This window comes from Lysobacter luteus (assembly GCF_907164845.1).
GTDB classification, from domain to species: domain Bacteria; phylum Pseudomonadota; class Gammaproteobacteria; order Xanthomonadales; family Xanthomonadaceae; genus Novilysobacter; species Novilysobacter luteus.
In genome coordinates this window covers 1,802,656-1,824,241 of record NZ_OU015430.1, presented here as the reverse complement: position 1 = coordinate 1,824,241, position 21,586 = coordinate 1,802,656, and the positions used below count along the sequence as shown (strand labels likewise).

Genomic DNA, 21,586 nt, shown 5'->3' with positions numbered 1-21,586 from the left:
CAGGCCGTCCATCACCCGCCGCAGGCCTCGCGTACGGCGTCAGGCAGGGCGGCGGCCGAACCGCTGTCGCGGTCGATCCACACCATCACCACGTGGCCGTCGCAGAACAGCACGCCGCGATCGTTCGCGTCGACGATCCGGTGGCCGATCGTCAGGCTGGTGTTGCCCAGGCGTTCCACCGAGAGCTCGATCTCCACCTGCGCCGGCCACGCGATCGGGCGGCGGTAGTTGAGTTGCGCGGCCGCCACCACCGGTGCGACGTGGTCGTCCATGCCCATGCCCGGCACGGTCAGCATCCACTGCAGCCGGGCTTCCTCCAGGTAGCTGAGGTACTTGGAGTTGTTGACGTGGTTGAACGCGTCAAGGTCGCGCCAGCGGACCGCCATCGGGACCGTGATGAGGCCGGCCGACGTGGCGGCGCGGGGCGCCTTCGGTGACACAGGCTGGGAGCTGGTCGCGGTCGCATCGGCCTTGACCGTTCCGGCCGCCTCGACCAACGGCGACGTCGCCTCGGCCTTCGGGGTGACCGGCTTCTTGCGAGACGTCGTCTTGCGGCGCGTGGTCTTCCTGGCGGCCTTCTTCGCGGCGGGCTTGTCGGGGGTGTCGTCGCTCATCGGGCGGACTTCTTCCTGGTGGTCTTGCGAGCGGGCTTTGCCGGTGCCGTGTCGGCAACGGCCGGTTCGGCCGGGCGGTTGCGCTCCAGCAGCGGCGCGAGGAAACGGCCGGTGTAGGAGTGCTCAAGCGACGCCACGTGCTCGGGCGTGCCGGTGGCGAGGATGGTACCCCCACGATGGCCACCCTCGGGTCCCAGGTCGACGATCCAGTCGGCGGTCTTGATCACGTCCAGGTTGTGCTCGATCACCACCACGGTGTTGCCGTCGTCGCGCAGGCGGTGCAGGACGCTGAGCAGGTGCTCGATGTCGTGGAAGTGCAGGCCGGTGGTCGGCTCGTCGAGGATATACAGGGTGCGGCCGGTGTCACGCCGCGACAGCTCCTTCGACAGCTTGACGCGCTGGGCCTCGCCGCCCGACAGCGTGGTCGCCGACTGGCCCAGCTTGATGTAGCTCAGGCCGACGTCGACCAGGGTCTCCAGCTTGCGCGAGATCGACGGAATGTTCTCGAACAGCTCCAGCGCATCCTCGACGGTCATCTCGAGCACGTCGTTGATGTTGTAGCCCTTGTAGAGGATCTCCAGCGTCTCGCGGTTGTAGCGTTTGCCGCCGCAGACATCGCACGGCACGTATACGTCCGGCAGGAAGTGCATCTCGACCTTGATCAGGCCGTCGCCCTGGCAGGCCTCGCAGCGGCCACCACGCACGTTGAAACTGAATCGCCCGGCCGCGTAGCCACGCGCACGCGATTCCGGCACCTGCGCGAACAGCTCGCGCAGCGGGGTGAACAGGCCGGTGTAGGTGGCCGGGTTGGAACGCGGCGTGCGGCCGATCGGCGACTGGTCGATGTCGACGACCTTGTCGAACAGGTCGACGTTCTCCACCGACCGGAACGGTGCGATCGGGCGCGAGGCGCCGTTGAGCTCATTGGCGGTGATCGGGTAGAGCGTGTCGTTGATCAGGGTCGACTTGCCCGAACCGGACACGCCCGTGATGCAGGTGAACAGGCCGGCGGGGATGTCGAGGTCGACCGATTTGAGGTTGTGGCCGCTGGCGCCGCGCAGGTGCAGGGTCATATCCGGCTTGGGAGAGTGGCGCCTGGCCGGGACCTCGATGCGGCGCGCGCCGCTGAGGTACTGGCCGGTGAGAGAGCGCGGCGCGGCGAGCACGTCCTCGTAGCTGCCCTGCGCGATGACCTCGCCGCCATGCACGCCCGCGCCGGGACCGATGTCGACGATATGGTCGGCCAGCCGGATCGCGTCCTCGTCGTGCTCGACCACGATGACCGTGTTGCCCAAGTCACGCAGCCGCGTAAGGGTGCCGAGCAGGCGCTCGTTGTCGCGCTGGTGCAGGCCGATCGACGGCTCGTCGAGCACGTACATCACGCCGACCAGGCCGGCGCCGATCTGGCTCGCAAGCCGGATGCGCTGGGCCTCGCCGCCCGACAGCGAATCGGCCTTGCGCTCCAGCGTCAGGTAATCCAGGCCAACGTCGACCAGGAACCGCAGGCGGTCGCCGATCTCCTTGACGATCTTGACCGCCACCTCGCCACGCCAGCCCGGCAGTTCCAGGCTCTTGAAGAAGGTCAGTGCCTCGTCGATCGGCAGCACGACGATGTCGGTCATCGGCCGGTCGGCGACGAACACGTTGCGGGCCGCGCGGTTGAGCCGGGCGCCGCCGCATTCGGTGCAGGGGCGCTCGCTGATGTACTTGGACAACTCCTCGCGCACCGCAGAGGACTCGGTCTCGCGGTAACGGCGCTCCAGGTTCGGCACGATGCCCTCGAACCGGTGCTTGCGCTGGTGGCGGGTGCCACCGTCGCTGAGGTAGGAGAACGCGATCACCTGGTCGCCGCTGCCGAACAGCACCGCCTGGCGCACGTCGTCGGGCAACTGCTGCCACGGCGTGTCGACGTCGAAGCGGTAGTGCTTGGCCAGCGACTGGATCAGCTGGAAGTAGTAAGCGTTGCGCCGGTCCCAGCCGCGCACCGCGCCAGCCGACAGGCCCAGCTCGGGGTGGACCACCACGCGCGCGGGGTCGAAGAACTGCGCCACGCCCAGGCCGTCGCAGGTGGGGCAGGCACCGGCCGGCGCGTTGAAGGAGAACAGCCGCGGCTCAAGTTCCGGCAGCGCGTACTCGCAGACCGGGCAGCTGTATTTGGACGAGAACAGCAGCGGGGCCTGGGAGGCGTCATCGAGGGACACCACCTGGGCCATGCCGTCGCCGAGCTTGAGCGCGGTCTCGAACGACTCGGCCAGTCGCTGCTTCATGTCCTCGCGCGGGCGGAAGCGGTCGATCACCGCCTCGATCGTGTGCTTCTGGCGCAACGCCAGTGGCGGCACGGCGTCGATCTCGTGCAGCTCGCCATCGACCCGCACGCGTACGAAGCCCTGTGCGCGCAACTGCTCGAACACCTGCGCGTGCTCGCCCTTGCGGTCGCGGATCACCGGCGCCAGCAGCATCCAGCGCTGCTCGGAGGTCTCCGGGCTGGCCCCCAGCGCGACGACCTGGTCGACCATCTGGCTGACGGTCTGTGCTTCCAGCGGATAGCCGTGGTCGGGGCAGCGCGGGGTGCCTACGCGGGCGTACAGCAGGCGCAGGTAGTCGTAGATCTCGGTGATCGTGCCGACGGTGGAGCGCGGGTTGTGCGAGGTGGACTTCTGCTCGATCGAGATCGCCGGGCTCAGGCCTTCGATGTGGTCGACGTCGGGCTTCTCCATCACCGACAGGAACTGGCGCGCGTACGCCGACAGCGACTCGACGTAGCGGCGCTGGCCTTCGGCGTAGATGGTGTCGAACGCCAGCGAGGACTTGCCGGAGCCGGACAGGCCCGTGATCACGATCAGCTTGTCGCGCGGCAGGTCGAGATCGATGTTCTTGAGGTTGTGCGTCCGCGCACCGCGGATGCGGATGAATTCCATCGCCATCGAGGAGCCTGCAGGGGGAGGGTGGCCGTCGTCGGGCGACGGACAACAGATGAGCCTATCGGCAGGGATAAATGGGGGCAAATCCGGAAAACGGAACCGGCGCCCAGCCCGGGAATCACGAAAAGCGGCCCGCACGAGGCGGGCCGCGGGGTACGGGCAGGCGGGCAATTCTACGGCGACAGGCTGAACCGGGTTGGACCGGTTCCGGTGCCGCCGGCGGTGTCGATCAGCGCCGGGCTGATGCCGTTGAGGATCAATTGCACCTTGAGTGCTTCGGCACGCCGGCGGGCGAGGTTCTCGTCGCCGTCACCGCCGCCGGTGAGTAGCAGCCGGGTATCGCCGGCCGAGGCCTTGATCGCATCGGCGATCCGGCCAATGGCGTCGAGGCTGCCGGGGGCAATGCGCGCACTGCCGGGCTCGAAGGCGATCGTCACGGTATTGAGCGCGTCCACCAGCGCTGGACCGTCCGCGCCCGCCGGCAGCTGCGCCAATGCGGCAGGGGTGCTGCCGCCGTCAGTCGTGCCTTGCAACAGCCCGGTGTAGACGTGGTCGGGGAACAGGTCTTCCGCCAGCGCTAGCAGGCGCGCGCGTTCCTCGCGCGGGACCTGGCCGGAAAGCTCGATCGTGTCGCCGTCGAAGGTCACCGCCGCGCCCGGCGTCGTGAAGGCTTCGGCGAAGGCGGACAGCCCGTCCAGCCAGCCCGGCGGACGGACGGTGGCGTCGACATCGACCTGGCCTGTGGCGGCATCGCCGAAGGCGGCCGCCAGCGCATCGACGACCCGTTGCCGCGAGGCCTCGCTGTCGACGGCGCCGTCATAGCGGACGCGGCCGCCATTGTTGGCCAGTGACAGGCGGGCATCCGAACGGGCCTCGGGGGTGGCCTCGTCGGTGGTGGACCCGGGCGTGGCCGGCCCGGTGGCGGTGGATGGCGTTTCGCCGCTGCAGCCGGCGACGGTCAGGAGCAATCCCGTAACCGCCGCGATGCCCCAGGCTGCGGCCTGCCGGGTTGCTCGGCGTGGCAGCGTACATGGCGGATCGGAAACCGATCGCCGAAGCGGATCCGTGGAAGTGTCTGGCATGCGCACCTCTGCAAGAGGCGGCGGGCGATACCCGCCGCAAGGTTCATAAAGGGGCCCCGCGGACGGGGCCCCCGCATCGGTAATCAACGACCCTGGCTCAGCGCCCGCGTCCCGGACGCGTGCTCGCGGAGCTGTCGTAATCCACCGAGACCGGGTCGGCGCATTCGTCCGTCCCGTTGTTGCACAACGTGTAGGTCATCGTGCCGGTGCCGATCACCCGGAAGGTGTCGGTGGCCGACCCGCGGTTGCGCACGGTCTTGAGGATCGAGCCGTTGCGGTAGATGTCGATGAACCGCTTGCCCGACTCCCACGTCAGGTCGACGCGGTTGCGGCGGCCCTGCGGCGTGAGTTCCGCTGAGACCGCGTACGGCCACTGGTTGTCGACGAAGCTCGGGAACAGCGACACGTCGGCAGCGGCGCTGAAGCCCTTGATCGTGACGTACCAGGTGCCGCCCTGGGGGGTTGGGAAGAAGCAGGTCTCGTCGTTGCCGAAGCGGAACGGGCGGCAGTCGAACTGGCTGTCGGTCGGGTCCTGTCCGTAGCGGACGTACATGTCCGCATCCCCGGTGCCGCCGAACATCGCAAACAGCAGGTTCTGCGAACCGTTGGGGACGGTCAGCTCATAGCGGATGCTCTCGTCGGCGCCCACTTCGATGCCGGTCACGGTGACGCCGTTCTCCAGCTCGATGGCCGGCGGCGGCGGCGGCGGCGGCGGCGGTGCATCGGGCAGCGGTTCCAGCCCGGCGGCCACCGCAACGGCATGGCGTGCGTCGATCACACCCGAACCGCAGGGTTTGGCGTAGCTGCAGCCCTCCGGGAACCCGCCCGAAGCGTAGGCGGTGTTGACCAGGATCTCCTCGATCTCGGCCGGGGTCTTGACCCCACCCGCGTCCACCGCGGCCGCCTGCATCAGCGCGACCACGCCGGCCACGTGCGGCGCGGACATGGAGGTGCCCGCGTACCACGCATAGCCCTCGCCCTCCTGTCCCTGCAGGCCGAGGTTGAGGGTGGAGAGGATGTTGTCCTCCGCCGGCGCCACGCCCGAGCCACCCGGCGCGGCCACGTCGATCCTGTCGCCGAAGTTGGAGAAGCCGGCCAGGCTGCCGGTGGGGCCGACGGCCGACACCGCGATCACGTTGTCGCAGTTGGCCGGGGAGAAGTCGTCGACGTTGGACGAGGAGTTGCCCGCGGCGATCACCACCGTGGTGCCGCGACCCACCGCGGCATCGAACGCGGCCTGCTCGGCCACCGAGCAAGCGCCGCTTCCGCCCAGGCTGAGGTTGATCACCTCGGCCGGCGTCGCGTTGGCCGGCACGCCCGGCACGTCGCCACCCGATGCCCAGGTGACCGCGTCGATGATGTCGGACGTGTAGCCGCCGCACTTGCCGAGCACGCGCCCGGCCTGGACCTTCGCGCCGTGGGCCACGCCGGCCACGCCACCGCCGTTGTCGGTCACCGCCGCGACGGTGCCGGCCACGTGGGTGCCGTGCCAGCTGCTGTCCTCGGGAATGCCGAAGATGTTGCATTCGCCGCCATGCCAGTCGCCCGGATCGTTCGGGTCCGCGTCGCGGCCATCGCCATCGACGCTGACCTCGGTGTCGATGATGAAGTCGTAGCCCGGCAGGACGTTGGCGTCGAGGTCGCTATGCGGGGTGATGCCGGTGTCCAGGATGGCCACCACGATCCCCTCGCCGGTGCTCAGGTCCCACGCAGGCTCGGCGTTGATGCCGCCCGGGCCGTCCTGGTAGTGCCACTGGCTCGCGTACCCGGGGTCGTTGGGCACCAGCAGCGGCTGGTACAGCCGGTCGACCTCGACCGCGAGTACGTTGGGATCGTTCTGCAACGCGACCATCAGCCGCTTGGTGGCGGCGCGGTCGAGCTTGCGGTCGGTGCGGATCAGCGAGGCGCCGGTCGCCAGCGTGCGCAGCGGCTCGATGCCCACGCCGGTCTCGCGCGCCGCGTTGGCCAGGATGTTGTTGGCGGAAGCGGCCGACAGCGATCGCGCACCCTTGCGGTAGCTGATGATGAAGCGGTCGTTCGGCGCCTGGCTGGCGGCGTTCTGCGCCGCCGGCGATACACCGCCGCGAAGGACGAAGGAATCGAGCTTGCCGCCCGAATAGGCGACCGGGGCGATGACGATTGCGGTGGCGATCGCCAGCGCACTCCATTTCATGGAACCTGTTTTGCGGGTCATGGACTTATCCTTTCTTGCACACGGACTTCCTGAAATCCCGGCGTTCCCCCCGAGGCCGGGCATGGGTCGGCCGCCGGACGCTGTCCGGACGGTGCGACACGGGGACGCCGCGCGCGGCAAGGCGGGCGCGCGGCGAATGGATGCTTGTGCGGGAGTGGGGCGTCGCCCGGAGCCACGGCGTCGGTGGCGGAATCGTCGGGACCTGGATGCCTGCTCGTTCCATGAGTCTCCTGCCGGACCGGTCCCGTGGCCGACAGTGGCGCAACGGGGGACCGGCCACGCGTAGTGGCGAGCAACCCCCCTGTTGCTCTTGAACAGAACCTAAACGTACTCGCCGATGGGTGCAACCGTTACGGCGCCGTTCATCCGATTGGCGCGGCAGCAGGGGCCAGGACAGGGAGGGTCGACCTGCTGCCTCCGGCGCGGGCCCGGTGCGGTGCGTTGCCCCATGTCACTGAAAGGCCTACAATTCCGCTTCTGTCTGCCCTCGACGGCAGTCAGCGACCAAAATAACTACAGAGGAATCTGGTCATGTACGCAGTTGTTGTCACCGGCGGTAAGCAATACCGCGTGATGCAGGGCGAGACCCTGCGCGTCGAACTGCTCGAAGCCGAAGCCGGCAGCGAGATCAAGCTCGACAACATCCTGATGCTGGGCGACGGCGAGGGCGTGAAGCTCGGCGATGCGCTCAAGGGCGCCAGCGTCACCGCCAAGGTGGTCGGCCACGGCCGTGCGGACAAGATCCGCATCGTCAAGTTCCGCCGCCGCAAGCACCACCGCAAGCAGATGGGTCACCGTCAGCACTACACCGAAATCGAGATCACCGGCATCGCCGGTGGCGACAAGAAGTAAGGAGAAGCAGTCATGGCACACAAAAAGGGCGTAGGTTCCTCGCGCAACGGCCGCGACTCCAACCCGAAGTACCTCGGCGTCAAGATGTACGGTGGCCAGGCCATCGAGGCCGGCAACATCATCGTCCGTCAGCGCGGCACCCAGTTCCACCCGGGTTCGGGCGTCGGCCTGGGCCGCGACCACACGCTGTTCGCGCTGGTCGATGGCAAGGTCGAGTTCACGACCAAGGGTCCGAAGCGCCGCCGCACCGTCAACGTCGTCGCCGGGTAACCGCGACGCCTCACGGTCACGAGGGCCCCGCTTCGGCGGGGCTTTTCGTTTCCGCTCCCGCTGCATCCCCTGCACGCCCGATCGATACCATCACCCCATGAAACTCGTAGACGAAGCCGAAATCCAGGTCGGCGCAGGCAACGGCGGCAACGGCTGCGTCGGTTTCCGGCGCGAGAAGTTCATCCCGCTCGGCGGGCCCGACGGCGGCGATGGCGGTGATGGCGGCAGCGTGTGGCTGGTGGCCGACGAGAACCTCAACACCCTGGTCGACTTCCGCCACCAGCGCCAGTTCCGCGCCCAGCGCGGGCAGAACGGCATGGGCCGGCAGATGTACGGCAAGGCCGGCGAGGACCTGGTCATCACCGTCCCGGTCGGCACCGTGGTCACCAACGTTGGTACCGACGAGGTGATTGGCGACATGACCGCGCATGGCGACCGCCTGCTGGTGGCCAAGGGTGGCAAGGGCGGCCTCGGCAACATGCACTTCAAGAGCTCGACCAACCGCACTCCGCGCAAGGCCCTGCCGGGCCTGCCGGGCGAGGAGCGCGAGCTGCGGCTGGAGCTGAAGCTGCTGGCCGACGTCGGCCTGCTGGGCTTTCCCAATGCCGGCAAGAGCACCCTGATCCGCGCGGTCTCGGCGGCGACGCCGAAGGTCGCCGACTACCCGTTCACGACGCTTTATCCCAACCTGGGGGTGGTCAGCGTCGAGCAGTACCGCAGCTTCGTGATTGCCGACATCCCCGGCCTGATCGAAGGCGCTGCCGACGGCGCCGGCCTGGGGGCTCAGTTTCTGCGCCACCTTCAGCGCACCCGCCTGCTGCTTCACCTGGTCGACATCAATCCGATGGCCGGGGGCGTGGAAGGCGTGACGCCGGCCGAGCAGGTCCGCGCGATCGAGCGCGAGCTGGAGAAGCATGATCCGGAGTTGCTGGCCAAGCCGCGCTGGCTGGTGCTCAACAAGGCCGACCTGTTGCCCGAGGACGAGCGCCAGGCGTTTGCCCAGGCGATCGTCGACGAGCTGGGCTGGAAGGACCGCTGGTATCTGGTTTCGGCGATCGGCCGCGAGGGCACCTGGCCGATCATGCTCGACGTGATGGCGTTCTTCGACCGCCAGCGCGACGACGCCGCGATGGAGGCCCACGCCCGAGGCGACGCGGAGTAGGGTGCGGTCCCAAATAGGTGCGGTACGAAGGGCGCCCGCCGGGCGCCCGGTCGTGCAGGAACGTCCCGGGCACCGGTGAGCGCCCACGAAAAAGCCCGGCCGAAGCCGGGCTCTTTCATTGCACCACCGCGCCCTGGATCAGGCGGCGGCCTTGACGGCCTTGATGCGGGCGGTCAGGCGGCTCTTGTGGCGGGCGGCCTTGTTCTTGTGGATCAGGCCGCGCGAGCTGAAGCGGTCGAGGATCGGCTGGGCGACCTTGAAGGCGTTCTCGGCGCCGGCGGCGTCGTTCTCGCCCAGGGCCTTGAGCACCTTCTTCACGGCGGTGCGCAGCATCGAACGCTGGCTGGCGTTACGGGCATTGCGCACGACAGCCTGCTTGGCGCGCTTCTTGGCGGACTTGATGTTTGCCACGGCGTATTCCTGAAATATGTAGGTTGGAGCTGGAAAGATTTATGCTGGCGGACTTGGCTCGGTGCCCGCCCGGCGACGAATAGACAGGAAATTATGGGGGATTCAATGGCTTGCGTCAACAACCGGCCCCGCGGGAATTCAGCGTGACCCAAGCCCCCTCCAAGGCCCGCCAGGCGGGCATGCTGCGCTCGACCGTGGTGTTCAGCGCGATGACCTTCCTGTCGCGCATCGCCGGCTACCTGCGCGACTGGCTGCAGGCCTCGCTGTTCGGCGCCGGGCCGGCAGTCAGCGCTTTCGTCGTCGCCTATCGCATCCCCAACTACCTGCGGCGCATCTTCGCCGAGGGCTCGTTCTCCTCGGCGTTCGTACCCCTGCTGTCGGAACTCAAGCAGAAGGGGGACGACAAGGCGCTGCAGGACTTCCTCGACCACGTGGCGGGCGCGCTGCTAGCGATCGTGGTGGTCGTCAGCGGGCTGGGCATCCTGCTCGCGCCATGGGTGGCCCGGCTGTTCCTGGCCTTCGCGCCGGCCGGGACGGAGACGGTGCCGCTGGCCGCGGAGATGCTGCGGATCACCTTCCCGTACCTGACTTTCGTGTCGATGACCGCGCTGGCCGGCGCGGTGCTCAACAGCTTCCGGCAGTTCGGCCTGCCCGCGCTGACACCGGTGCTGCACAACCTCACGCTGATCGCCGCGATGCTGCTGCTTGCCGGTGCGCTCGATGTGCCCGAGAAGGCGCTGGCCTGGGGCGTACTCGCCGCCGGCGTGCTGCAGATGCTGGTGCTGTGGCCGGCGATGGGGCGGCTCGGGCTGCGCCCGAAATTCCGCTTCAACCTGCGCCATCCGGGCGTGCGGCGGGTGATGACACTGATGCTGCCGACCATCTTCTCCTCGTCGGTCTCGCAGGTGAACCTGCTGGTCGGCACCGTGTTCGCCTCGCTGCTGGTGCCGGCAGCGCAGTCCTGGCTGTACTACTCGGACCGGCTGGTGGAGCTGCCGCTGGGGTTGTTCGGCGTCGCGATCGGCACCGTGATCCTGCCCCAGCTTTCGCGCCTGCATGCCGATGCGGACACCGGCGGTTATTCCCGCTCGCTCGACTGGGGGTTGCGGATGGTGCTGCTGATCGGGCTGCCGGCCGCGCTGGGCCTGTGCCTGCTGGCCGAGCCGCTGACCGCCTCGCTGTTTCGCTACGGCCAGTTCACCGACCAGGACACGCGGATGGTGGGTTACGCGCTGGTGGCGATGAGTGTGGGGATTCCGGCGTTCATGCTCAGCAAGGTGCTGCTGCCGGCGTTCTACGCCCGCCAGGACACGCGGACCCCAATGCGCGCCGCGGTGATCACGGTGGTCGCCAACGTCGTGCTGACCGTCGCGCTGGTGACGCCGCTGTACTTCAACGATGTGCCGTACGCGCACGCTGGTATCGCCGGAGCGACCGCGTTGGCCGGCATCCTCAACGCCGCGCTGCTGTGGCGGTACCTGCGGCGCGACGGCATCTACCGGGCAGAGCGCGGCTGGTTGCGCTGGCTGCTGCGGATCGCGGCGGGACTGGTGGCGATGGCGGCAGTGGTGGTCGTGCTGCGCCAGTGGGTCGGTGACTGGACCGCCATGGCCGGGCTGATGCGCTGGGCGTGGCTGCTGGCGGTGGTGGCCGCCGGCGCGGCGGCCTACGGGATCGTGCTGGTCGTGCTGGGGCTGCGGCCACGCCATCTCCGGCATTGAGCGAGTTCGCGCCGGGGCCCGGCCAACCCGGCCAAACCCGCGTGCCGGCTATACTTCCGGCGATGAGCAGGCTGTTCCGAGACGTCGACGGCGGGCCCCGGTGCCCGCACGGCAGTGTGGTCTGCATCGGCGCCTTCGACGGCCTCCACCTGGGGCATCGGGCACTGGTGCGCCACGCTGTGGCGCGTGCACGCGCGCTGGACGTCCCCGCGGTCGCGCTGACGTTCGAACCACTCCCCCGTGAATTCTTCGCCGGTGGTCACCCGCCGCCGCGGCTCCTGTCGGCGCGCGCCAAGGTCGAGGGGCTGCTGGCGCTGGGCGCCGACCAGGTCGGCCTGCTGCGGTTCGATGCGCGGATGGCGTCGATGACGGCTGCGGATTTCGTCCGCACCGTGCTGGTCGACCACCTCGCCGTGCGCGAGGTCTGGGTCGGTCCCGGTTTCCGGTTCGGCAAGGGGCGGGCAGGGGATCTGGCGCTGCTGCGCTCGATCGGCAGTGGCCTGGCCGATAGCGGCGAGGGCTTTACCGCCCACGAGATCGAACCGGTGGTGCTTGATGGTGAGCGTGTATCCAGCACCCGCATCCGTGCCGCCCTGCGGGCCGGCGACTTCGCCGGTGCCGCGCGCATGCTCGGGCGGCCGTTTGCGATCGGTGGCCGCGTCGCCCGTGGCGCGCAGCTGGGCCGCTCGCTGGGTTACCCGACCGCCAACCTGCGTTTCAACGGCAAGGCGCCCCCACTGTCGGGCATCCATGCCACCCGCGTGCATGGATTGGGCGACACCCCGTGCGACGCCGTCTCCAGCCTCGGCACCCGGCCGACGGTCGACGGGGTGGAGCCGCTGCTTGAGACCCACCTGTTCGATTTCGATGCCGACCTGTACGGTCGCCGGATCGAAGTGGAATTCGTCGCCCATCTGCGCGACGAGGAAAAGTTCGATGACCTGCCGGCCCTGGTCGAGCAGATGGACCGCGACGCCGCCCGTGCCCGCGACATCCTTTCGCAATCCCCCACTCCGCAAGACCCCACAAGAGCCCCCGCGTGAGCGAGAAGAACAGCGACAACCCCTACAAGTCGACCCTGCACCTGCCGGCGACCGACTTCCCCATGCGCGGCGACCTGCCCAAGCGCGAGCCGGTGACGCTGGCGCGCTGGGAGGAGGAAGGCCTGTACGCGCAGATCCGCGGCAAGGTGAAGGATCGCGAGCGCAGTTTCGTCCTGCACGATGGCCCGCCGTATGCCAACGGCGCGATCCACATCGGCCACGCGGTCAACAAGGTGCTCAAGGACATCGTGGTCAAGTCGCGGCTGCTGGCCGGCTATGACGCGCCGTACGTGCCGGGCTGGGATTGCCACGGCCTGCCGATCGAGATCGCGATCGAGAAGAAGTACGGCAAGGTCGGCACCAAGCTCGACGCCGCCCAGTTCCGCCAGAAGTGCCGCGAGTACGCCACCGAGCAGATCGACCTGCAGCGCCGCGATTTCAAGCGCCTTGGCGTGCTGGGCGACTGGGACAACCCGTACCGCTCGATGGACTTCCGTTTCGAGGCGGACATGCTGCGCGCGCTGGCCAGGATCGTTGGCCGCGGACACCTGGTGCGCGGCGCCAAGCCGGTGCACTGGTGCTTCGACTGCGGCTCGGCGCTGGCCGAAGCCGAGATCGAGTACGCCGACAAGGTGTCGCCGGCGGTGGACGTGGCCTACCCGGTGAAGTCCACGCGCGACTTTGCCAGCGCGTTCGAGACGGTTGCGGGAGAGGGCGTGGAGATCGCGGTGCCGATCTGGACAACCACCCCGTGGACGCTGCCCGCCAGCGTCGCGATCAGCGTCGGCGCCGGGCTCGATTACGTGCTGGTCGAAGGCCCGGCGACGGCCGCCGGCGGGCGCCGCTGGCTGGTGCTGGCCGAGGCGCTGGCCGCGAAGTCGCTGGCGCGCTACGGCGTCGAGGACGTGGTCGTGCATGGCCGCGCGAAGGGTGTCGAACTCGAAAACCTCGTCGCCCGCCACCCGTTCTACCAGGACCGCGACATCCCGCTGCTGCTCGGTGAGCATGTGTCCGACGAGGACGGTACCGGCGCTGTGCACACTGCGCCCGGCCACGGCCAGGAGGACTTCGCGGTTGCCCGCAAGTACGGCCTCGTCGAGCGCTACACCGCCGCCCAGCTCAACCCGGTGGATGCCCGTGGCGTGTACCTCGCCGGCACGCCGGCGCTCGATGGCGCCGAGGTGGCCGGCCTGCACATCTGGAAGGCAAACGACGTGATCGTGCAGGCGCTGCGCGCCGACGGCACGCTGCTGGCGCTGGCGCAGCTCAACCACAGCTACCCGCACTGCTGGCGGCACAAGACCCCGGTGGCGTTCCGCGCCACCCCGCAGTGGTTCATCTCGATGGAGAAGGCCGACCTGCGCAACGATGCGCTCAAGGCCATCGGTGACGTGCAGTGGTTCCCCGACTGGGGCGAGGCGCGCATCGCCGGGATGGTCGAGGGACGGCCGGACTGGTGCATCAGCCGCCAGCGCACCTGGGGCGTGCCGATCGCCCTGTTCGTCCACAAGGTGACCCATGAACCGCACCCGCGCTCGGTGGAGCTGATGGGCGAGGTCGCAAGCCTGGTCGAGGCCGGCGGCATCGACGCCTGGTACGCGCTGGACCCGGCCCCGCTGCTGGGCGGCGAGGCGGCGGACTACGAAAAGGTCACCGACATCCTCGATGTCTGGTTCGACTCCGGCGTTACCCACGAGTGCGTGCTGGCGCAGCGCCCGGAAGATGGCCTGCGCAAGCCCGCCGACCTGTACCTGGAAGGCTCCGACCAGCACCGCGGCTGGTTCCAATCCTCGCTGCTGACCGGCGTCGCGATGGATGGCGTGGCTCCCTACCGTCAGGTGCTGACCCACGGGTTCACCGTCGATGCCGACGGCCGCAAGATGTCGAAGTCGCTCGGCAACGTCATCGCCCCGCAGAAGGTGGTCGATGCGATGGGCGCCGACGTGCTGCGACTGTGGATCGCCTCGGCCGACTACCGCAACGAGATGACCGTCTCCGACGAGATCCTCAAGCGCAGCGCCGACAACTACCGTCGCATCCGCAACACCGCGCGCTTCCTGCTGGGCAACCTGCATGGCTTCGACCCGGCCGTGCACCTGCTGCCCCTCGACGGCACGGGCGACGAGGCGATGGTCGCGCTGGACCACTGGATCGTGCACCGCGCCCACGGCTTGCAGGAGCGGATCACCGCCGCGTACGAGCGCTACGACTTCAGCGAGGTGGTGCAGATCCTCGCCAACTTCTGCAGCGTCGACCTGGGCTCGCTCTACCTGGATGTCACCAAGGACCGCCTGTACACGATGCAGGGCGACTCGCCCGGCCGGCGCTCCGCGCAGAGCGCGATGTACCGCATCGCCGAGGCGTTCGTGCGGTGGATCGCGCCGATCCTGAGCTTCACTGCCGAGGAGATGTGGGGCCACCTGCCGGCGGAAGACGGGCAGGGCACGCGGGAGGGCAACGTGTTGTTCACCACGTGGTACGACGGCTTGGCGCCGCTGCCGGATGCCGCCGACCTCACCGCGGAGGATTTCCGGCGCCTGCTCGCGCTGCGCGAACAGGTCAGTAAGGTGCTCGAGCCGATGCGTGCCGCCGGAACCATCGGCGCCGCACTCGAGGCGGAGATCGCGCTGCGCTGCGGCGTTTCCGACCAGAACTGGCTCGCGCCGATCGCCGAGGAGCTGCGGTTCCTGTTCATCAGTGGCGATGTCAGCGTGGTCGCCGACGAGGGCGCGCAGGACGTCCGGGTGGAGGCCAGTCGCACGGCCAAGCCCAAGTGCGGAAGATGCTGGCAGCACCGGGCCGACGTCGGCAGCGTTGCCGCGCACCCGACGATCTGCGGGCGCTGCGTCGACAATGTCGACGGTGAGGGTGAAACCAGGAGGTGGTTCTGATGAAGACCACCGCCCCCAAGCCCAACGCAATGGCGTGGCTGGCCGTCTCGGCCGTCGTCATCCTGCTCGACCAGCTGACCAAGTACTGGGTGCTCACCAGCCTGCCCGAGTACATCCCGATCCCGGTCATCGAGGGCTTCTGGAACTGGTACCGCACCTACAACACCGGCGCGGCCTTCAGCTTCCTCAGCGACGCCGGCGGCTGGCAGAAGTACTTCTTCGTGGTGCTGGCGGCCGCCATCTGCGGCTTGCTGGGCTACTGGCTGTCGCGCACGCCGCGCGGCGACTGGAAGACCGCGCTGCCGTACGCGCTGGTGATCGGCGGCGCCATCGGCAACGTCGTCGACCGGCTTATCCACGGCCACGTAGTGGACTTCATCCAGTGGTACGCCGGCGACTACTTCTGGCCGGCGTTCAACGTGGCCGACGCCGCCATCGTCGGCGGCGCCATCGGCATCGCCGCGTTCGGCCTGTTCAGCGGCCAGCGCAAGCCCGATGCGGCTCGGGAGTAAAATCGCCGGATGGACCTGATCCTCGCCAATCCCCGCGGCTTCTGCGCCGGCGTCGACCGTGCGATCGAGATCGTCAACCGTGCGCTGGAAACCCTCGGCGCACCAATCTACGTGCGCCACGAGGTGGTCCACAACAAGTTCGTGGTCGACGACCTCAAGCAGCGCGGCGCGATCTTCGTCGAGGAGCTCGACGAGGTGCCCGACGGCAACACCGTGATCTTCAGCGCCCACGGCGTGTCCCGCGCCGTGCGCGCCGAGGCCGACCGCCGCGGCCTGAAGGTGTTCGACGCGACCTGTCCGCTGGTGACCAAGGTCCACCTGGAGGTCGCGCGCCAGTGCCGCGCCGGCCGCGACATGGTCCTGATCGGCCACGAGGGCCACCCGGAGGTGGAGGGCACGATGGGCCAGTGGCAGCGCGAGGCGGGCACCGGCCAGATCTACCTGGTCGAGGACCTGGACGACGTCGCCACGCTGCAGGTCGAGCAGCCGGACAACGTTTCATTCACCACCCAGACCACGCTGTCGGTTGACGATACCCGCGGCATCATCGATGCCCTCAAGGCGCGCTTCCCTGCGATCCAGGGGCCGAAGAACGACGACATCTGCTACGCCACCCAGAACCGCCAGGACGCCGTGCGCGAGCTCAGCGCCCGCTGCGACCTCGTGCTCGTGGTCGGCTCGGTCAACAGCTCCAACTCCAACCGCCTGCGCGAACTGGCCGAGCGCCAGGGCGTGGAGGCCCACCTGATCGACGGCGCCGACGAGATCGATCCCGCCTGGGTGGCCGGACGCACCCGCATTGGTATCACCGCCGGCGCCTCGGCTCCCGAAGTGCTGGTCCAGGACGTGCTCGCCCGGCTGCGTGAACTCGGCGCCGGCTCGGTCTCCAACCTCGACGGAAAGCCCGAGAACATGGTGTTCGCGCTGCCCAAGGAACTGCGGATCCAGCTCGTCGCCGATTGACCCGCCTCCACGCGCCACCTAGAATCCCGCCTCTTGGCCGGAGTAGCTCAGTTGGTAGAGCACGTCATTCGTAATGATGGGGTCGTAGGTTCGATTCCTATCTCCGGCACCAAGCTTCAAGACCCGCTCCGGCGGGTCTTTTTTTTGGTGCGTCCGGCACATGGCACCTGAATCCCGCCGGCTGCGTTTACAGTGCTGGGATCAGCAGCCTGCACAGGGGACCGCATGCCGTCCATCGAGAACGCACGTATCGCCATCGTCGGCCTGGGGTACGTGGGGCTGCCGCTGGCCGTGGAGTTCGGCAAGCAGTTCGACACCGTGGGCTTCGATATCAACGAGGCCCGCATCCAGGAGCTGCGTGCGGGGCATGACGGCACGCTGGAGGTCACGCCCGCCGAACTGGCCGAAGCCGGTCGACTGGGCTTCACCAGCGAGTTGCGGGACCTTTCGGACTGCAACGTCTACATCGTCACGGTGCCCACGCCGATCGATACCGCCAAGCGGCCGGACCTGACGCCGCTCGTCCGGGCGAGCGAGGCGCTGGGGCAGGTCCTGTCCGCCGGGGACGTGGTGATCTACGAATCGACGGTCTACCCGGGGTGCACCGAGGAGGTCTGCGTGCCAATCCTGGAACGCGCCTCGGGCCTGAAGTTCAACGAAGACTTCTTCGCGGGCTACAGCCCGGAGCGCATCAATCCGGGTGACAGGGAACACCGCGTCACCAGCATCCTCAAGGTGACGTCCGGGTCCACGCCGGAGGTGGCCGAGTTCGTCGACCGCTTGTACGGCAGCATCATCACCGCGGGCACCCACAGGGCCAGCAGCATCAAGGTCGCCGAGGCCGCCAAGGTGATCGAGAACACCCAACGCGACCTCAACATCGCGCTGGTGAACGATCTGGCGATGCTGTTCAACAAGCTGGGGATCGACACGCTCGAAGTGCTTGAGGCGGCCGGGACCAAGTGGAACTTCCTGCCGTTCCGGCCAGGCCTGGTCGGCGGCCATTGCATCGGTGTCGACCCGTATTACCTGACCCACAAGGCACAGGAGATCGGCCACCACCCGGACGTGATCCTCGCCGGGCGCCGCACCAACGACGGCATGGGGGCCTACGTGGCCGGCGAGGTGATCCGGCTGATGGTGCGCAAGGGCATCAATCCGGTGGACGCCCGGGTGCTGGTGCTCGGCCTGGCGTTCAAGGAGAACTGCCCGGACCTGCGTAACACCCGGGTCGTCGATATCGTCGCCGCGCTGCACGGATACAGCGTAAGGGTCGACGTGTGCGACCCGTGGGTCGACGAGGTCCAGGCACAACACGAGTACGGACTGGCCCTGGTTGCGCCTGGGCAGGGCATGTACGACGCCGTGATCGTCGCGGTGGGGCACGACAAGTTCCGCCAGCTCGGGGCCGAAGGCATCCGTGCCTATGGCAAGCCGGTGTCCATCCTGTACGACGTCAAGTACCTGCTGCCGCGCGAAGCGGTAGACGGGCGGCTGTAGAGGACGGATATGACGGGCCGGTACGAGCAGGCGAAGACGGAAATACGCGCAGCGCCCAGGACCTGGCTGGTGACGGGGTGCGCGGGGTTCATCGGCTCCAACCTGCTCGAGGCACTGCTGCGGCTGGACCAGCGGGTCATCGGCCTGGACAACTTCGCCACGGGGTTCCGACACAACCTGGACGAAGTGCAGGGGACGGTCACGCCGGGGCAGTGGGCCCGGTTCGAGTTCATCGAAGGCGACATCTGCGACCTCGACACCTGCCGGCGTGCCTGTTCGACGGTCGACCACGTGTTGCACCAGGCGGCCTTGGGCTCGGTGCCCCGGTCGCTCGAGAATCCCATCGCCACCAATCGCGCGAACATCGATGGCTTCCTCAACATGCTGGTGGCCGCGCGCGACGCGCAGGTGCGCAGCTTCACCTACGCCGCCAGCAGTTCGACCTACGGCGATCACCCGGCGCTTCCGAAGGTCGAGGACCGGATCGGCAAGCCGCTGTCCCCGTACGCGGTGACCAAGTACGTCAACGAGCTGTACGCGGACGTGTTCGCGCGGTGTTACGGCTTCCCGACCATCGGATTGCGCTACTTCAACGTGTTCGGCAAGCGGCAGAACCCCGGTGGCGCCTACGCGGCGGTCATCCCCAAGTGGACGGCGGCGATGATCCGCGGCGAGGAGGTCTGCATCAACGGCGATGGCCAGACCAGCCGCGATTTCACCTTCGTCGAGAACGCGATCCAGGCGAACCTGCTTGCTGCGACGGCACCGGAGGCAGCGCGGCCCCGCGTCTACAACATGGCCGTAGGCGACCGGAACACGCTTGAGCAGCTGTTCGAGGCGATCCGTGGCGCGCTCGCGGGGTGCGGAGTGGCCTACGGGCGCGAGCCTGTGTACCGCGAGTTCCGGCCGGGCGACGTGCGGCACTCACTGGCCGACGTGAGCGCCGCGCGCGAACTGCTCGGCTACTGTCCGACCCACGACCTGGCCGCCGGGCTGGGGGCCGCAATGCCCTGGTACGTGCGCAACCTATCCTGACCGTCTCGCTCCGCGCGACGCCCTGCCGGTACATTGGCACCTGGTCCCCTCGCGCACGCCCCAATGTCCATCGCCGCCAAGCCACCCCGATCCGCCGCCAAGGCCAAGGTCGCCTACGTCTGCAACGAGTGCGGCGCCGACCACAACAAGTGGCAGGGCCAGTGCGCCGAGTGTGGCGAGTGGAACACGCTCAGTGAGTTCGTGATCGAGTCCGCCGCGGCGCAGAAGGCCGGCGCTGCGGGCGCCTCGCGACGCAGCGGCTGGGCCGGCAAGGTCGACCCGCCGAAGGTCACCGCGTTGAAGGATGTCGCCCACACCGAGCACGCCCGCGTGTCCACTGGAATCGGCGAGCTCGACCGGGTGCTCGGGGGCGGGCTGGTCAGTGGCGCCGTCGTGCTGGTCGGCGGCGATCCCGGCATCGGCAAGTCGACGCTGCTGTTGCAGGCGGTCGCCCGGATGGCGGGCACGCTGCCGGCGCTCTATGTGACCGGCGAGGAGTCGCTGTCGCAGGTGGCCGGGCGCGCGCAGCGGCTCGACCTGCCCTTGGATGGCATCAGCGCGCTGGCCGAGACCGGCGTGGAGCGCATCCTGGAGCAGGCGGTGGCGACCCGGCCGGGCCTGATCGTGGCCGACTCGGTGCAGACGCTGTGGACCGAATCACTGACGGCGGCTCCCGGTTCGGTCAGCCAGGTCCGCGAGAGCGCCGCGCGGCTGGTGCGCTACGCCAAGGAGACCGGCACCGCGGTGTTCCTGGTTGGCCACGTCACCAAGGAGGGCGGCATCGCCGGCCCGCGCGTGCTCGAGCACATGGTCGACGCGGTGCTGTACTTCGAAGGCGAGTCGGGCAGCCGCTTCCGGGTGCTGCGCGCATTCAAGAACCGCTTCGGTGCGGTCAACGAGCTGGGTGTGTTCGCGATGGGCGACAAGGGCCTGCGCGAGGTGCCCAACCCGTCGGCGATCTTCCTGTCGGGCAGCGCGAGCCCACAACCGGGCAGCTGCGTGATGGTCACGCGCGAAGGCACCCGGCCGCTGCTCGTCGAGGTGCAGGCGCTGGTGGACGCCTCGCCACTGAGCAACCCGCGCCGGGTCGCAGTCGGCATGGAAGGTAACCGGCTGGCGATGCTGCTGGCGGTACTGCATCGGCACGGCGGGGTGGGGGTGGGCGACCAGGACGTATTCGTCAACGTGGTCGGCGGCATCCGCGTGCAGGAGACCGCAGCCGACCTGCCGGTGCTGCTGGCGGTGTTGTCGAGCTTGCGTGACAGGCCGCTGGCCGAGCGCACGATCGCGTTCGGCGAAGTCGGCCTGTCCGGCGAAATACGCCCGGTGCCCAACGGCGAGGACCGCCTGAAGGAAGCGGCGACCCATGGTTTCAAGCGGGCGATCATCCCCAAGGCCAACGCGCCGAAGTCCCGCCGCATTGGCGAGATGGAGGTCGTTGCAGTGGAGCGGCTGTCCGATGCGCTGGAGGCGGCGGAGTAGCGGCTGGACCGAGTCACCCGTGCACCCCGCCACGGGCCGCCCCGCCGTAGGAGCGAAGTAAGTCGCGATGCCACTGGCCTGGCCCTTCGATGGACAGGTCGCGACTTACGTCGCTCCTACGTTCAAGCCACGCGGTCGCGCGGCTACACCCCGTAGCCCAGCACCAGCTCCAGCACGAACTTGCTGCCGAAGAACGCCAGCACCAGCAGCGCCATTGCCGCCAGGGTCCAGCGCGCCGCGACGCGACCGCGCCAGCCGTAGCGCCAGCGCCCGACCAGCAGGCATCCGAACACCAGCCACGACAGCACGCTGAGCACGGTCTTGTGGACGAGGTGCTGGGCGAACATGTCGGCGACGAACAACGCGCCGGTCAGCAAGGTGGCACTGAGCAGGATGAAGCCGGCGGCGATCGTCCGGAACAGCAGCGTCTCCAATGCCACCAGCGGGGGCAGGGCGCGCAGCCAGCCATGGAACTCGCGGCGGCGCAGCGCGCGCTCCTGCAGCCACAGCATCAACGCAAGCAGCGCGGCCACCGCGAGCGTCGCGTAGGCCAGCAGCGCCAGCCAGGCGTGCAGTTGCAGGCGCCAGTCCAGCGGCTCGGGCGGCACGTGGCCGTAGAGCTCGCAGGCCACCAGCGCCGCGGCCGCCAGCGGGAACACCACCACCCCCAGCGCGGCCATCCGCCCGCCGGCGCCGACCAGCGTGGTCAGCATCGCCATGCCCAGGCCGACCAGTGACAGCGCAGCAAAGAAATGCAGGTCGGCGCCGCCGATGGCGCGCCAGGCCAGCACGTGGGCGGCGCCGTGGAGCACCATCGCCACCAGTGCCGGCAACAGCCACGCGCGACCATGGCCATCCTCGCGCCGGACGTTGACCACCAGCAGCATGCTGGCGGCGAGGTAAAGCACGGCGGCGATGAGAACGATTGTCATC

The 21,586-nt window shown here is 68.7% G+C and carries 17 protein-coding genes and 1 tRNA gene; 12 read left to right on the top strand and 6 right to left on the bottom strand.

Features of this window, described 5'->3' with window-relative positions:
• Window positions 1-11 precede the first annotated feature (11 nt).
• From KOD61_RS08485 to KOD61_RS08470, 4 genes are all read right to left on the bottom strand, one after another.
• Window positions 12-614, bottom strand: coding sequence for an acyl-CoA thioesterase (locus tag KOD61_RS08485; RefSeq protein ID WP_456307126.1), 603 nt, complete (start codon window positions 612-614; stop codon window positions 12-14).
• Window positions 611-3,538, bottom strand: coding sequence for an excinuclease ABC subunit UvrA (uvrA, locus tag KOD61_RS08480; RefSeq protein WP_215218278.1), 2,928 nt, complete (start codon window positions 3,536-3,538; stop codon window positions 611-613). The genes KOD61_RS08485 and uvrA overlap by 4 nt, the downstream gene beginning before the upstream one ends.
• A gap of 170 nt (window positions 3,539-3,708) precedes the next feature.
• Window positions 3,709-4,503, bottom strand: a complete 795-nt coding sequence (locus tag KOD61_RS08475) for an OmpA family protein (protein WP_215218277.1) — start codon at window positions 4,501-4,503, stop codon at window positions 3,709-3,711.
• Between the two features lie 211 nt (window positions 4,504-4,714).
• Complete coding sequence (locus KOD61_RS08470) at window positions 4,715-6,811, bottom strand: S8 family peptidase (RefSeq protein ID WP_215218276.1); 2,097 nt, start codon at window positions 6,809-6,811, stop codon at window positions 4,715-4,717.
• Window positions 6,812-7,342: 531 nt separating this feature from the next.
• On the opposite strand from KOD61_RS08470, the gene rplU reads away from it, so the two are divergent.
• The 3 genes from rplU to cgtA all read left to right on the top strand — a co-directional run bounded on the left by rplU (window position 7,343) and on the right by cgtA (window position 9,095).
• Entirely contained in the window at window positions 7,343-7,663 is a 321-nt protein-coding gene (rplU, locus tag KOD61_RS08465; protein WP_215218275.1) for a 50S ribosomal protein L21, read from the top strand.
• A gap of 12 nt (window positions 7,664-7,675) precedes the next feature.
• On the top strand, window positions 7,676-7,933 hold the full coding sequence (gene rpmA / locus KOD61_RS08460) for a 50S ribosomal protein L27 (RefSeq protein WP_215218274.1): 258 nt from the start codon (window positions 7,676-7,678) through the stop codon (window positions 7,931-7,933).
• Between the two features lie 97 nt (window positions 7,934-8,030).
• Entirely contained in the window at window positions 8,031-9,095 is a 1,065-nt protein-coding gene (cgtA, locus tag KOD61_RS08455; protein WP_215218273.1) for an Obg family GTPase CgtA, read from the top strand.
• A gap of 138 nt (window positions 9,096-9,233) precedes the next feature.
• Here cgtA and rpsT read toward each other — a convergent pair whose 3' ends face one another.
• Entirely contained in the window at window positions 9,234-9,506 is a 273-nt protein-coding gene (gene rpsT / locus KOD61_RS08450) for a 30S ribosomal protein S20 (RefSeq protein WP_215218272.1), read from the bottom strand.
• Between the two features lie 143 nt (window positions 9,507-9,649).
• Here rpsT and murJ point away from each other — a divergent pair, with 143 nt between their 5' ends.
• From murJ to radA, 9 genes are all read left to right on the top strand, one after another.
• Complete coding sequence (gene murJ, locus KOD61_RS08445) at window positions 9,650-11,227, top strand: murein biosynthesis integral membrane protein MurJ (RefSeq protein WP_251370554.1); 1,578 nt, start codon at window positions 9,650-9,652, stop codon at window positions 11,225-11,227.
• A 62-nt stretch (window positions 11,228-11,289) separates the two neighbouring features.
• Window positions 11,290-12,270 (top strand): bifunctional riboflavin kinase/FAD synthetase, encoded by a 981-nt coding sequence (locus KOD61_RS08440; RefSeq protein WP_215218271.1) that lies wholly within the window; start codon window positions 11,290-11,292, stop codon window positions 12,268-12,270.
• Between the two features lie 62 nt (window positions 12,271-12,332).
• Window positions 12,333-15,161: an isoleucine--tRNA ligase gene (gene ileS, locus KOD61_RS08435; RefSeq protein WP_215220344.1), complete on the top strand. Its 2,829-nt coding sequence runs from the start codon at window positions 12,333-12,335 to the stop codon at window positions 15,159-15,161.
• Entirely contained in the window at window positions 15,161-15,673 is a 513-nt protein-coding gene (gene lspA, locus KOD61_RS08430) for a signal peptidase II (RefSeq protein ID WP_215218270.1), read from the top strand. The genes ileS and lspA overlap by 1 nt, the downstream gene beginning before the upstream one ends.
• Before the next feature lie 9 nt (window positions 15,674-15,682).
• A complete protein-coding gene (gene ispH / locus KOD61_RS08425; protein ID WP_215218269.1) occupies window positions 15,683-16,636 on the top strand; it encodes a 4-hydroxy-3-methylbut-2-enyl diphosphate reductase in 954 nt (317 codons plus the stop codon).
• Between the two features lie 36 nt (window positions 16,637-16,672).
• Window positions 16,673-16,748, top strand: a tRNA-Thr gene (locus KOD61_RS08420).
• Window positions 16,749-16,861: 113 nt separating this feature from the next.
• The gene (tviB, locus tag KOD61_RS08415; protein WP_215218268.1) at window positions 16,862-18,136 is read left to right on the top strand and encodes a Vi polysaccharide biosynthesis UDP-N-acetylglucosamine C-6 dehydrogenase TviB; all 1,275 of its coding nucleotides are present in this window, start codon (window positions 16,862-16,864) and stop codon (window positions 18,134-18,136) included.
• A gap of 9 nt (window positions 18,137-18,145) precedes the next feature.
• Window positions 18,146-19,171, top strand: coding sequence for an SDR family oxidoreductase (locus tag KOD61_RS08410; RefSeq protein ID WP_215218267.1), 1,026 nt, complete (start codon window positions 18,146-18,148; stop codon window positions 19,169-19,171).
• A gap of 63 nt (window positions 19,172-19,234) precedes the next feature.
• On the top strand, window positions 19,235-20,653 hold the full coding sequence (gene radA / locus KOD61_RS08405) for a DNA repair protein RadA (RefSeq protein WP_215218266.1): 1,419 nt from the start codon (window positions 19,235-19,237) through the stop codon (window positions 20,651-20,653).
• Window positions 20,654-20,796: 143 nt separating this feature from the next.
• Here radA and KOD61_RS08400 read toward each other — a convergent pair whose 3' ends face one another.
• Window positions 20,797-21,585, bottom strand: a complete 789-nt coding sequence (locus tag KOD61_RS08400; protein WP_215218265.1) for a cytochrome C assembly family protein — start codon at window positions 21,583-21,585, stop codon at window positions 20,797-20,799.
• Window position 21,586: the final 1 nt, after the last annotated feature.

Bases quoted from the DNA above. Each gene is read 5' to 3' on its own strand.
- rplU (WP_215218275.1), top strand. From the start codon at position 7,343: ATGTACGCAGTTGTTGTCACCGGCGGTAAGCAATACCGCGTGATGCAG.
- KOD61_RS08485 (WP_456307126.1), bottom strand. From the start codon at position 614: ATGAGCGACGACACCCCCGACAAGCCCGCCGCGAAGAAGGCCGCCAGG.
- rpmA (WP_215218274.1), top strand. From the start codon at position 7,676: ATGGCACACAAAAAGGGCGTAGGTTCCTCGCGCAACGGCCGCGACTCC.
- lspA (WP_215218270.1), top strand. From the start codon at position 15,161: ATGAAGACCACCGCCCCCAAGCCCAACGCAATGGCGTGGCTGGCCGTC.
- uvrA (WP_215218278.1), bottom strand. From the start codon at position 3,538: ATGGCGATGGAATTCATCCGCATCCGCGGTGCGCGGACGCACAACCTC.
- tviB (WP_215218268.1), top strand. From the start codon at position 16,862: ATGCCGTCCATCGAGAACGCACGTATCGCCATCGTCGGCCTGGGGTAC.
- radA (WP_215218266.1), top strand. From the start codon at position 19,235: ATGTCCATCGCCGCCAAGCCACCCCGATCCGCCGCCAAGGCCAAGGTC.
- KOD61_RS08440 (WP_215218271.1), top strand. From the start codon at position 11,290: ATGAGCAGGCTGTTCCGAGACGTCGACGGCGGGCCCCGGTGCCCGCAC.
- ileS (WP_215220344.1), top strand. From the start codon at position 12,333: ATGCGCGGCGACCTGCCCAAGCGCGAGCCGGTGACGCTGGCGCGCTGG.
- KOD61_RS08410 (WP_215218267.1), top strand. From the start codon at position 18,146: ATGACGGGCCGGTACGAGCAGGCGAAGACGGAAATACGCGCAGCGCCC.
- ispH (WP_215218269.1), top strand. From the start codon at position 15,683: ATGGACCTGATCCTCGCCAATCCCCGCGGCTTCTGCGCCGGCGTCGAC.
- cgtA (WP_215218273.1), top strand. From the start codon at position 8,031: ATGAAACTCGTAGACGAAGCCGAAATCCAGGTCGGCGCAGGCAACGGC.
- KOD61_RS08400 (WP_215218265.1), bottom strand. From the start codon at position 21,585: ATGACAATCGTTCTCATCGCCGCCGTGCTTTACCTCGCCGCCAGCATG.
- KOD61_RS08470 (WP_215218276.1), bottom strand. From the start codon at position 6,811: ATGACCCGCAAAACAGGTTCCATGAAATGGAGTGCGCTGGCGATCGCC.